This window comes from Amycolatopsis sp. Hca4 (assembly GCF_013364075.1).
In the GTDB taxonomy this organism is placed as follows: Bacteria; Actinomycetota; Actinomycetes; order Mycobacteriales; family Pseudonocardiaceae; genus Amycolatopsis.
Genome location: NZ_CP054925.1, coordinates 4628972 through 4642644 on the forward strand (window position 1 = coordinate 4628972; position 13673 = coordinate 4642644).

2 protein-coding genes are annotated in these 13673 nt (G+C 75.0%); one reads left to right on the forward strand and one right to left on the reverse strand.

The window, feature by feature from the left end:
- Positions 1-178 precede the first annotated feature (178 nt).
- Positions 179-1744, forward strand: coding sequence for an MFS transporter (locus HUT10_RS20215; RefSeq protein WP_176172654.1), 1566 nt, complete (start codon positions 179-181; stop codon positions 1742-1744).
- A gap of 810 nt (positions 1745-2554) precedes the next feature.
- On the opposite strand, the gene HUT10_RS51115 is transcribed toward HUT10_RS20215, so the two are convergent.
- The gene (locus HUT10_RS51115) at positions 2555-13672 is read right to left on the reverse strand and encodes a type I polyketide synthase (protein WP_176172655.1); all 11118 of its coding nucleotides are present in this window, start codon (positions 13670-13672) and stop codon (positions 2555-2557) included.
- Position 13673 lies beyond the last annotated feature (1 nt).

A 13673-nucleotide genomic window follows, 5' to 3' on the forward strand; every position in this document is an offset into this window, starting at 1 on the left:
AATGCTTTCGAGCACAAATTCACCAGTGGGCACACAATTGCATCGACAGCAAATCGATCCCCGGGCATATCACCAGTTCGACCGCAAGATAATCGGCGATAATCACGAAACTTGACAGCGTTGCGCGCGTTTGCTTATGGTCGATCGAGTTCCCGTCGATCGAAATCCGAAGGTGTCCATGACCGCGCCTCCAACGCTGCCCAAGTTCCGGCAGCAGTTGATTCTTGCCGTTCTCATGGTTTGTTCGCTGCTGATTTGGCTGGACAACACCGTTCTCAGCATCACCCTGGAAACCCTGGCCGACCCGGTCCGCGGGCTGGGCGCGAACCCGGCCGAGCTGCAGTGGGCCACCGGGGCGTACACGCTGGTCTTCGCGACCTTGATGTTCACCGCCGGCGCGCTGGGCGACAGCTTCGGCCACCGGAACGTCCTCGCCGTCGGCCTGGTGGTCTTCGGCGCGGCCTCGGTCTGGGCGGCCTACGCGGGTGGCGCCGAACAGCTGATTGCCGCCCGGGCCGCGATGGGTGTCGGCGCCGCGCTCATCATGCCCGCCAACTTCGCCATCCTGTTGTGGACTTTCACCGGACCGGGACGGGCCACGGCCATCGCGATTTCCTCGACGTCGACCGGGGTCGGAATGGCCGCGGGACCGGTGCTGGCCGGGCTTCTGCTCAGCCATTTCTGGTGGGGTTCGGTGTTCCTCGTCAACGTTCCCGTCGTCGTGGTGGCGCTGGCCGGGATCGTCCTGTTGGTCCCCAATTTCCGCAGCCCCACCGTGCGCCCACTGGACCCGGCCGGGATCCTGCTGTCGATCAGCGGGCTCGCGGCGCTGACCTACGGCCTGATCCGCGCCGGGCAGGTGGACGACTGGGGCCGGTGGGACGTCTGGGCGCCGATCGCCCTCGGGCTCGCCCTGCTGGCCGTCTTCGTGCTCGTCGAGCTGCGGACGCGGGAGCCGAGCTTCGACCCGCGGCTGCTGGCGCAGCGGATGTTCGGCGGCGGCAACGCGTCGATGGCGCTGCTGCTGTTCTCGGTGGCGGCGGTGACGTTCTACAACGCGTTCTACATGCAGGGCGCGCTGGGCTTCTCGCCGATGAAGGCCGGGCTGGCCAACGTGCCGACCGCGGTCGGTGCGGTGGTGGGCGCGCCGCTGGGCGCCCGGCTGGTCCGCCGGTGGAACCTGCGCGTCGTCGCCGTGCCGTCGGTCGCGGTCGCCGCGTTGACCTTCGGCGCGGTCGGCTTCTTCGACCTGGACACCCCGCTCGTCTGGATCGAGGTCCTGCTGCTGGCGCAGGGGCTGGCCGTCGGCATGGTGCTGGCCCCGGTGACCGGGGCGCTGATCAGCAGCCTGCCGCTGGAGCGTTCCGGCGCAGGCTCGGCGGTGACGAACACCGCACGGCAGGCGGGCAGCGTGATCGGCATCGCGGTGGGCGGCACGATCATGTCGATCGCCTACCGCAGCGCGATCGAGCCCTCGGTGGCCGACGTCCCGAAGGGGCTGCAGGACAGCGTCCGGGTTTCCGCGGAGCAGGCCCGGCACGTGGCGGGCACGCTCGACCGGCCGGACCTCGCGGAAGCGGCGGACCACGCGTTCATCCACGCGATGCACGTCGGCGCGGTGTGGATCATGGTCATCGCGCTGGTCGCGACGGCGGTGCTGGTGTACGCGCTGCGGCCGTCCCGGAAGCGGGTGGAACCGGCCGAGGACGAAAGCCGCGCCGAGGCGACCTCCCCCGCGGGCTGATCGCGGTCCAGCGCCGGGACGCCACTCGCGGGTGGCGTCCCGGCGCCGCCGGAACTTGTGCCCCGCACCGTCGAGCCGCGGCGCCGGTAACCCCCAACCGGCGCCACATTTCCGGATGCGGGGTGCGAGCGGGCGAGCCCGGCTCTTCGTGAGCCGGGCTCGCCCGGACTTCCCCACGGCCGACGAACGATTCGAGCCGGCCACACGTTCGCCGCACACCGCGCGCGTCGCGGATGCAGTCCCTCCCCGGCGCCCCTGAAACTTGCCCCCGCACCCGTCGAGCCCGACGCCGGTCTCCCCCAGCCGGCGGTGTGCTCCGGGCTGCGGGGCGCAAGCGGGCAGGCCCGGCTCCCCATGAGCCGGGTCTGCCCGGACTTCCCCATCGGCCACCGAGCGAGGCGGCCGCCGCCTTCGGGGCTTGCTCCCGCCGCACGGTGCTGACCGAGCCTCGCTTTCCCTGCTCCGGCGCCGGAACGGACAAGCTCTCGCCTAGCGGCCCTTTCCATGCCCAGCAAAGGAAATGGCGGAGCACTCCGCCGGGCCGATCGCCACGTTCGCTCGTGAGCTGCGGCTCTTGCGAAGCCCGCCCGGGAATGCCCGCTACCGGGAGCGGCAGGACACTACGCGCGCATCGCGGAGTGGCGCCCCGGCCGATCGGCGAGCGATCCCTTCCCCGCGCCCTGAAACTTGCCCCCGCACCCGTCGAGCCCCACGCCGGTCTCCCCCAGCCGGCGCCGCGGTTCCGGGCTGCGGGGCGCAAGCGGGCAAGCCCGGCCCGCCACCAAGCGAGCCGGGCTTGCCCGGACTTCCCTAGCCATCCAGCGAATCGAGCCAGCCGCGGAGCTGGGCCGCCGTCTTCGGGGTCTGCTCCTCGATGATCGAGAAGTGGTCCGCCTCGATCCACTCGGCCGCTCCCCCGTGCTGCCACCCCGGCACCGGTGCGGCGTCGCCGAAACCGGTCAGGGCCTGGGTGGCGCGCAGGTTCAACGTCGGCGCCGTGATCGGCCGGGCCTCGCGGTCCGGGTAGATCCGCACGTAGCCGCCCATCGCGACCAGGCCGTGGTCGTCGACCGGGGTCAAGGCGTGGTCGCGAACCAGGATCTGGCCCAGCGCGTCCGTCAGCACCGAACGGTTCAGCTCGACGTCCTCCGGTGCGTACGTGTCGATCATCGCGACGCCCGCCAGCTCGACGCCGTCGTCTTCGAGCCTGCGAGCGACCGCGTGGGCGATCGCGCCACCGGCCGAATAGCCGAGCAGTGCCACCGGGCTCCGCTCGGCTTCCGCGGCGACCGCCGCGGCGAGGCTGCCGATCGCCGCCGTCCAGGTGGCCGGGAGGTCGTCGCCCGGGCGGGTTCCCGGCAGGCGCAGCGCGCTGAACCGGCGCTCGCCGCCCAGTTCGCGGGCCAGGCGGGCGAACTGGTGCGGACCCGACCCCGCCAGGAACGACGGGATGCCGATCAGGGCCGGTGCCGCCGTGCCGCGGGCCAGCAGCTGCACGGCCGCGCGCCGAGCCGAGGCGTCGCCGTACGTCGCCGACAGCTCCGAGCTCGCGACCAGCAGGGGCAACGCCCCGGCCAGGTCGCCGCGGCGGTGCGCCGCCGACACCAGCTCGGTGATCGTGCCGCGCACGCCGGCCGGGGCCTGCTCGGCCACGCCGGTGTCCTCGAGCTGCGAGCGCACCAGTTTCGCCACGTCCGCGGCGGTCGGGTGGTCGAAGACCAGCGTCGACGGCAACGTCAGGCCGGTCAGCCTGCCGAGCCGGTTGCGGAACTCGACCGCGCCGAGGGAGTCGAACCCGAGCTCGGTGAACGGCGCCGCCGGGTCGATCGCGTCACCGGACGCGTGGCCGAGCACCGCCGCGGCGGCGGTGCGCACCTCGTGCAGGACCACGCCGTCGCGGTCGGCCTCCGGCAGGGCCGCCAGCCGGCGCGCCAGGCTGACCTCGGCACCCGCGGCGGCCTGCGGCACCCGGACCATCCCGCGCAGCACCGCGGGCAGCGTGCCGCCGCGGGCCAGGTCGGCGAGCGCCGCCGGGTCCAGCAGGGCCGTCACCGGGGTCGCCCGGCCGCTCGCGAGTGCGTTGTCGAACAACGCCATCCCGGCCCCCGGGTCGATCGGGAGCAGGCCCAGCCGGGCCCGGATCTGCCGAGCGTGCTGCTCGCCGCCGTCGCCGCCGAGCGCCCCGGCCATGCCGACCGTCCACAGGCCCCAGGCCAGCGAGTGCGCGGGCAGGCCGGCCCCGCGCCGCACGCGGGCCAGCGCGTCCAGCACGCTGTTCGCGGCGGCGTAGTTGCCCTGTCCCTGCCCGCCGAGCAGCGGCGCGGCGGACGAGAACAGCACGAACGCCGACAGCTCGAGGTCGCGGGTCAGCTCGTGCAGGTTCAGGGCCGCATCGACCTTCGGCGCCAGCACGCGGGTGGTCTGCGCCGCGGTGAGCGTGTCGAGCGTGCCGTCGTCCAGGACACCCGCCGCGTGCACGACGGCGGTCAGCGGGGCGTCGCCGTCGAGGCCGGTCAGCAGGGCCTCGACCGCGGCCCGGTCGGCGACGTCGCACGCCTCGACCCGGACCTCGGCGCCCAGCCCGGTCAGCTCGGCGACCAGCTCGGTGGTGCCGTCCGCGGCGGCACCGCGCCGCGACACCAGCAGCAGCCGCCGCACGCCGTGCGCCTCGACCAGGTGCCGGGCGACGATCGCGCCGATGCCGCCGGTACCCCCGGTGACGAGCACCGTGCCGTGGCCGAACGACGGCGGCTCGCCCGCTCCGGCGGCCAGCGGCTGCAGGCGCGGGACCAGGAACCGGCCCTCGCGCACGGCCACCTGCGGTTCGTCCCGGGCCACGGCGGCGGCGAGCGACTCGAGCGGCAGGGCGTCGCTGTCGTGGTCGACGAGCAGGAACCGGCCCGGGTGCTCGGACTGCGCGCTGCGCACCAGGCCCGCGACGGCGGCCCCGGTCAGATCGGTCCGCTCGCCGGGCAGCCCGGCGGCCAGCCGCGTCACGATCGCGAGCCGGCCGGTGTTCCCGGAACCGAGCCAGCGCTGCAGCAGCGCGAGTGTCGTGAGCACACCGGTGTGGACGTCCACCGCGCCGGAGCCTCCGGGCGCCGGCCAGACGACCGTGCCGGGCACGTCCGGCAGTGGCGCGGGATCGGCCGGGTCGCCGAGCACGACGAGACGTCCGGAGTCCACTTCGGACACTGCGGGCGCGGCGACCCAGTCGAGGTCGTACAGCGGTGCCGCGCCACGCAGCCGGGCCAGCGCCTGCCGCTCGACCGGGCGAACCCGCACCGAGTCCACGCTGAGCACGAGGGCGCCGGTCGCGTCGGCCGCCTCCACCCGGAAGGTGTCCGGTGCGGTGCGGGCGACGCGGACGCGCAAGGCACCGACGCCGGGTTGAGCCAGCTGGACGCCCTCGAAGACGGACGGCAACGGCGTCCCATGCTCGGTCAGCAGGCCGGCCGCCGCGTGGAACACCGCGTCCAGCAACGCCGGGTGCACGCCGAAGGCCCCGGTTCCGGCGTCGAGCGCCACTTCGGCGAAGACCTCCTCCGCCCGCGACCACGCGGCGCGGACGCCGGTGAACGCCGTCCCGTAGCCGAAGCCCCGGTCGCCGAGCGCGCGGTACAGCTGGTGCGCGTCGACCGGTTCGGCCGCCACCGGGGGCCACGACCAGTCCGGCGCCGCGGCCGGCCCGGCCGGCGTGAGCAGGCCACGGGCGTGCCGCACCCAGACGTCGGCGGCACGGGCGTGCACGGTCACGGTCCGGTGCCCGTCGGCGTCGGGCTCGCCCACGGCGAGCTGGAGGTCGACGCCGCTGTCGGCCGGGACGGCCAGCGGGGCCTCGAGCGCCAGCTCCGCCAGGCGCGGCACGCCGAGCCGCGCGCCGGCGGCCAGCGCCAGTTCCACGAACCCGGTTCCGGGCAGCAGCACCGTGCCGTGCACCGTGTGGTCGGCGAGCCACGGGTGCGAGCGCAGCGAAAGCCGGCCGGTGAACAGCCACTCGTCCGTGCCCGCGAGCTGCACCTGGGCGCGCAGCAGCGGGTGGTCGGCGGAGTCGGCGCCGGCGAGCGGCACGTCGGCCTCCGCCGGCAGCAGCCAGAACCGCTCGTGCTCGAACGGGTAGGTGGGCAACGTGACCTGCGGCCGGGCGCCGAAGAAGTCGGCCCACCGCACCGCACGGCCCGCGCAGTGCACGGCGGCGAGCGCGGTGACCAGCTGCTCGGGTTCGCCGGTCGTGCGCCGGGAGCCCGCGACCACCGAGGCGCTCGCCGTGGGGTCGGCCGCGAGCGTGGCCCGGGTCATCGCCGTCAGCACGGCGTCCGGGCCCACCTCGAGGAACAGGCCTGCGCCCGCATCGAGCAGTGATCGCACCGCCGGAGCGAATCGCACGGCCTCGCGCACCTGCCGCACCCAGTACTCGGACGTCAGCGGCTCGTCGAAAGCACCGGAAACCGTGGAGCACAGCGGGATCCGCGGCTCGTGGTAGGTCAGGCCCGCGGCGATCTCGGCGAACCCGGCCAGCATCGGCTCCATCAGGGCGGAGTGGAACGCGTGGCTCACCCGCAGCCTGCTCGTCTTGACGCCCTCGGCCACCAAAACCGCTTCGAGCGCCGACACCGCTTCGGTGGTCCCGGAGAAGACCACCGCATCGGGCGCGTTCACCGCGGCGAGCGAGACGTCCCGGGCGAGCTCCAGCGCCCGCTCCTCCGGCACCGCCGCGGCCAGCATCGCGCCCCCGGACGGCAGCGCGCCCATCAACCGGCCCCGGGCGGCCACCAGCCGGCACGCGTCCGGCAGCGACCACACCCCGGCCACGTACGCCGCGGCCAGCTCACCGATCGAATGGCCGGCCACCACGTCCGGCGTCACGCCGAACGACTCCAGCAGGCGGAACATCGCCACCTCGAACGCGAACAGCGCGGGCTGGGTGTATTCGGTGCGGTCCAGCGGGGTTTCCGCATCGAACATCACGTCCCGCAGCGGGGAATCCAGGTGGGCGTCGAACTCCGCGCACACCTCGTCGAGCGCGGCCGCGAACACCGGGAACGCCCGGGACAGCCCGGCACCCATCCCGCTGCGCTGGGCGCCCTGCCCGGTGAACAGGAACGCGGTCCGGCCGGTGGCCCCGCGGGGTTCCGGTTCGTCGGCGGCCAGCCGCGCCAGCTCCGCGAGCAGCGTCTCCCGGTCCGGGCCCACGACGGCGGCGCGCTGGTCGAGCTGCGCGCGGTGCAGGGCCAGCGTCGCCGCGACGTCGGCGAGGTCGAGCTCCGGACGTTCCTGCAGTGCGTCGTGCAGCCGGCTCGCCTGGGCCCGCAGCGCGGTCGTCGTCCGGGCGGACAGCAGCAGCGGCACCACTTCCGGCCGCGGGAGATCGGCCGTCCGCGGCGAGGCCGCGGGCGCTTCTTCCAGGATCAGGTGGGCGTTGGTCCCGCTGATCCCGAACGACGAGACCCCGGCCCGGCGCGGCCGCTGCCCGGCCGGCCACGGCTCGGCCTCGGTCAGGATCCGCACCTCGCCCGCCGACCAGTCCACGTGCGGCGACGGCGCCTCGACGTGCAGCGTGGACGGCAGCACCTCGTGCCGCAGCGCCTGCACCATCTTGATCACCCCGCCGACGCCGGCCGCCGCCTGGGTGTGCCCGATGTTCGACTTCAGCGACCCGATCCGCAGCGGCTCGGCGCGGTCCGGCCCGTAGGCGTTGATCAGCGCTCGCGCCTCGATCGGGTCGCCGAGGGTGGTGCCGGTGCCGTGCGCCTCGACGGCGTCGACGTCGGCCGCGGCCACCCGGGCGTTGGCCAGTGCCTGCGCGATCACCCGCTCCTGGGACGGCCCGTTCGGGGCGGTCAGGCCGTTGCTCGCGCCGTCCTGGTTGATCGCGCTGCCGCGGATGACGGCCAGGACCGGGCGCCCGTTGCGCTGCGCGTCGGACAGCCGCTCCAGGGCCAGCACGCCGACGCCTTCGGCCCACGAGACGCCGTCCGCGGTGCTCGAGAACGCCTTGCAGCGCCCGTCCGGGGACAGCGCCCGCTGCCGGGAGAACTCCAGGAACAGCAGCGGGGTCGCCATCACCGTCACGCCGCCGGCCAGCACCAGCGACGTCTCCCCGGCCCGCAGCGCCTGCACCGCCAGGTGCACGGCGACCAGCGACGACGAGCACGCCGTGTCCACCGTCACCGCCGGGCCTTCCAGGCCGAGGGCGTAGGACACCCGGCCGGAGACGACGCTGCCCGCCGATCCGGTCGCCAGGTAGCCTTCCGCGGCCCCGCCGGCCTCGCGGGCCGTGTGGCCGTAGTCCTGGTACATGACACCCGCGTACACGCCGGTGTCGCTGCCCCGCAGCGAAGCCGGGTCGATCCCGGCGTCTTCGAGGGCTTCCCAGGACGTCTCGAGCAGCAGCCGCTGCTGCGGGTCCATCGCCGCGGCCTCGCGGGGGCCGATGCCGAAGAAGGCGGGGTCGAAATCACCGGCACCGCGGAGGAATCCGCCTTCGCGGGTGGCGATCCGGCCCGGCTTGCCCGGGTCGGCGTCGTAGAGCCGGTCGGGGTCCCAGCCGCGGTCGCCGGGGATCGGGGTGATGGCGTCGACGCGCCCTTCGATCAGGTTCCAGAGCTGGTCGGGGTTCTCGACGCCGCCGGGGTACCGGCAGCTCATGCCGACGATCGCGATCGGCTCGTCGGCCCCGGCCTGCGCCCGGACCGCGGCCGGACGCGGGCGCGCCGGCGCCGAACCGTCGACCCGGGTGCGCAGGAAGCCCGCGACCGCGGCCGGGGTCGGGTAGTCGAACACCAGCGTGGACGGCAGCTCGACACCGGTCGCGGCGGTCACCTTGTTGCGGAACTCGACGCCGCCGAGCGAGTCGAAACCCAGTTCGGTGAACGGGGTTCCGGGGTCGACGGCGTCGGCCGACTCGTGGCCGAGCACCGCCGCGGCGATGGCCCGGACCTCGTCGCGGATCAGCGTCTCCCACTGCTCGGCGGGGGTGTCGAGCAACCGGCGGCGCAACGGGCTGTCGGCGACCCGGCCGCGCGCCGGGACGTGGATCAGGCCGCGCAGCACCGCGGGCAGCGTCCCGAGCCGGCCCAGCGCGGTGAGGGCGGGGGTGTCGAGCACCGCGGTCATCAGCAGCGGTTCGGGCGTGGCCAGCGCCTGGTCGAACAGCCGCATGCCGGTGTCCGGCTCGATCGGGGCCAGCCCGAGCCGGGTGCGGATCTGCCGCACCAGGTGCTCGCCGCCCGGGTCGTTCAGCGCCTCGGCCATGCCGAGCTTCCACAGTCCCCAGGCCAGCGAATGCGCGGGCAGGCCCGCGCTGCGGCGTGCCTGGGCGAGGGCGTCCAGTGCGGCGTTCGCGGCCGCGTAGTTGCCCTGGCCCTGCCCGCCGAGCAGCGGCCCGGCCGAGGAGAACAGCACGAACGCCGCCAGGTCGCGGTCGCGGGTCAGCTCGTGCAGGTGCCAGGCGGCGTCGACCTTCGGCGCGAGCACCCGGTCCACCTGCTCGGCGGTCAGGGTTTCGACGGTGCCGTCGTCGACCACGCCCGCGGTGTGCACGACGGCGGTCACCGGTTCGGCCTCCAGCAGGGCGGCGACCGCGGCGCGCTCGGTGACGTCGCACGCGGCGACGCGGACGTCCGCGCCGAGCCCGGTCAGCTCGGCGACCAGCTCCGCGACACCCGGGGCGCCCTCACCGCGGCGCGAGACGAGCAGCAGGCGGCGCACCCCGTGCGCGGTGACCAGGTGGCGGGCAGTGACCGCGCCCAGGCCGCCGGTACCGCCGGTGATCAGGACCGGGCCGGTGCCGAAGGCCCCGGCGGCCGGTTCGGCGGCCGGGGTCCGGACCAGCCGCGGGGCCGTCGTGACGCCGTCGCGGATCGCCAGCTGCGGTTCGTCCGTGGTGAAGGCGGCGGTGACGGGCGTGTCGTCGACGACGTCGATGTTCACGATCCGGCCCGGGTGTTCCGACTGCGCGCTGCGGACCAGGCCGCGGACGGCGGCGGCCGCCGGATCCGGCGTCTCGCCGGGCAGGCCCGCGCCGTTGCGGGTCAGCACGACCAGCGTCGAGCCGGCGCAGCGGGGTTCGGCGAGCCAGTCGCGCAGCAGCGCGAGGGCTTCGTGCACGGCGGCGTGGACGGCCGCGGGGACGTCGGCCGCCGTCACCGGTTCAGGCGACCAGACGACCGCCGCGCCCGTGTGCTCTCCGGCCGCGAACGCGGCGACGTCCGCGAATGTTCCAGCGGCGCACCCGGAAACGGGACGGCCCAGCGCGACCAGCGGCCGGTCCGGCACCGCGGGGGCACTCACCGGCGTCCATTCGAACGCGTGGAGCGGGCTGCCGGTACCGGCGAGGGCGCGCGCGTCCGCGGGACGGGCGAGCACGGCGTCGATCGACAGCACGGCGGCGCCGGTGTCGTCGCACGCGTCGATGCGCACCTTCCCGGCGCCCGAACGGCTGATGCGGGCGCGGATCGCGGTGGCGCCGGGACGGAACACCCGGACGCCGGTGAAGGAGAAGGGCAGCGGCAGCTTGCCCTCGGGCAGGTCTTCGGCGAGGCCGGTGAGGGCCGCGTGGAAGGTCGCGTCCAGCAGCGCCGGGTGCACCTCGAAGCCCGCGGCCTGCTCGTCCGGAGCCACCTCGGCGAAGACGTCGTCACCGCTGGTCCAGGCCTCGCGGACGCCCTGGAACGCCGGGCCGTAGCCGAAGCCGAGCTCGGCGAGCCGGTCGTAGAGGCGCGTGGCGTCGATCGGCGTGCCGTCGGACGGCGGCCACTCGGGGTCGGTCCAGTCCGGCGTCCCGGTGCCGTCGGCGAGGACGCCGGTGGCGTGCAGCGTCCAGTCCGGCTCGCCGGTGCCGGTCGCGGCCCGCGAGTGGATCGACAGGCGACGGCGGCCGGTGTGGTCGGGCTCGGTCACCGCGACCTGCACGTCCACGGCGGCGGTCCCGTCGAACAGCAGCGGGGCCGACAGGACGAGCTCGTCGACGACGGGCAGGTCCAGGTGGCGGCCCGCGGCCAGCGCGAGGTCCACGAACCCGGTGCCGGGCAGCAGCACCGTGCCGAAGGCCGTGTGGTCGGCGATCCACGGCTGGCCGGTCGGGGAAAGCCGGCTGCTGAACAGCCATTCGTCGCGGCCGGCCAGCGGCGCGGCCACGCGCAGCACCGGGTGGTCGAGCGCCGCGAGCCCGGCGCGGCCGAGGTCGCCGAGCGCGAGGTCGTCGGGCTCGACCCAGTGGCGGCGGCGCTGGAAGGCGTAGCCCGGCAGGTCGAGGTGGGTGGCCGGCTTTCCCGGGACCAGCGGTGTCCAGTCGACGGCGAGGCCCGCGCAGTGGGCGGCGCCGAGCAACCGCAGGAACTGGTCCGCCTCGGGGGCTTTGCGCCGGGACGCCGCCGCGACCAGTGAGCCGGACGCCACCTCGTCGCCGAGGGTCCGGCGGGTCAGCGCGGTCAGCACGGCGTCCGGGCCGACCTCGACGAACCGGCGCACGCCGGCGTCGGCGAGCGACTGCACCGCCGGGGCGAACCGGACGGCCTCGCGCACCTGCCGCACCCAGTACCGCGGTGTCAGCAGCTCGTCGCCGGCCGGCGCACCGGAAACCGTGGAGCAGACGGCGATCCGGGGCGCCCGGTACGCCACCGAGGCGGCGACCTGCTCGTACTCGGCGAGCATCGGCTCCATCAACGCCGAGTGGAACGCGTGCCCGACGGTCAGCCGGGTCGTCTTCACGCCCTCGGCCACCAGCCGGTCCTCCAGGGCGGCGATCGCCGCCGCCTCGCCCGAGAACACCGTCGCTTCCGGCGCGTTCACCGCGGCCAGCGAGACGTTCTCGGCCGCGGCGAGCTCCAGCGCCCGCTCCTCCGGCACCGCGGCGGCCAGCATCGCGCCGTGGGACGGCAGCGCGCCCATCAGCCGGCCGCGGGCGGCGACGAGGCGGCACGCGTCGGCCAGTGACCACACCCCGGCCACGTACACCGCGGCCAGCTCACCGATCGAATGCCCGGCCACCACATCCGGTGCCAGGCCGAACGATTCGAGGAGGCGGTAGAGCGCCACCTCGAACGCGAACAGCGCCGGCTGGGTGTATTCGGTGCGGTCCAGCGGGGTCTGCGCACCGAACATCACGTCCCGCAGCGAAACCCCCAGCAGGGCGTCGAATTCCGCGCACACCTCGTCGAGCGCCGTGGCGAACACCGGGAACGCGGCCGCCAGCCCGGCGCCCATCCCGGCGCGCTGCGCGCCTTGGCCGGTGAACAGGAAGGCGGTCCGGCCGGTGGTGACGGCCCCCGTCACGACGTGCGGGGAGTCCGCACCGGCGGCCAGCGCGGCGAGGCCGGCGAGCAGACCGGCGCGGTCGGCGCCGACCACCGCGCCACGGCGGCCCAGCCGGGCCCGCGCGGACAGGGCGGCCGCGACGTCCGTGTCGGCCGCCTCGGGGTGGGCGGCCAGCCAGGTCAGCAGCCGGCTCGCCTGCGCACGGAGTGCGGGTTCCGACTTGGCCGAAAGCAGCCACGGCGCCGGCCGGACTTGCTGCGGCACAACGGCTTCCGGCTCGGCTGCGCGCGGTGCCTCTTCGAGGAGCACGTGCGCGTTGGTCCCGCTGATCCCGAAGGACGACACCCCGGCCCGGCGCGGCCGGTCGACTGCGGGCCATGGCCGAGCCTGCGTCAGCAGCCGCACCGTGCCCGCCGACCAGTCGACCTCGGGGGTCGGCTCGTCGACGTGCAGCGTCGAGGGCAGGACGCCGTGGCGCAGGGCCATGACCATCTTGATCACGCCGGCCACGCCCGCCGCGGCCTGCGTGTGCCCGATGTTCGACTTGACCGAACCCAGCCACAACGGGTGGCCGTCCCCGCGGGCCTCGCCGTAGGCCGACAGCAGCGCCTGCGCCTCGATCGGGTCACCCAGCCGCGTACCGGTTCCGTGCGCCTCCACGACGTCCACTTCGGACGCCGACAGCCGCGCCCCGGCCAGCGCGGCCCGGATGACCCGTTCCTGCGCGGGGCCGTTCGGCGCGGTGAGCTGGCTGCTGGCGCCGTCCTGGTTGATCGCGCTGCCGCGGACCACGGCCAGCACGCGGTGCCCGTTGCGCTGTGCGTCGGACAACCGTTCCAGCACCAGGACACCGGCGCCTTCGGCCCAGCCGGTGCCGTCCGCCGACGACGAGAACGCCTTGCACCGCCCGTCCGGCGCCAGGCCGCGCTGCCGCGAGAACTCCACGAAGGTGCCCGGGGTCGCCATCACCGTGACGCCGCCGGCCAGCGCCATCGTGCACTCGCCCTGCCGCAGTGCTTGCGCCGCGAGGTGCAGCGCGACCAGCGAAGACGAGCACGCGGTGTCGACCGTGACGGCCGGGCCTTCCAGGCCGAAGGTGTAGGCCAGCCGTCCCGACGCGATGCTGCCCGCGCTGCCGGTCAGCAGGTAGCCCTCGAAGTGCTCGGGCTCCTGGGGTGTCCGGGTCCCGTAGTCGTCGTACATGACGCCCGCGTACACGCCGGTGCGGGTGCCGCGCAGCGCGGTCGGGTCGATGCCCGCGTGCTCGAAGGCCTCCCACGCCGTCTCCAGCAGCAGCCGCTGCTGGGGGTCCATCGCGGCCGCTTCGCGCGGGCTGATGCCGAAGAACTCGGCGTCGAACTGGTCGGCGTCGTACAGGAAGCCGCCTTCACGGCTGTAGGAGGTTCCCAGCCGGGCGGGGTCCGGGTCGTACAGCGCGTCCAGGTCCCAGCCCCGGTTCTCCGGGAAGGTGCCGACCACGTCCCGCCCGGCGCTCACCACGTCCCAGAACTCGTCCGGCGACCCGACCCCGCCCGGCAGGCGGCAGGCCATGCCCACGATCGCGATCGGCTCGTGCGCGCGCTCCTCGAGCTCCTGGACGCGCTGACGGCTCTCGCGCAGGTCGACCGTGGCCCGCTTGAGGTAGTCGCGGAGCTTTTCCTCGTTGTTCATG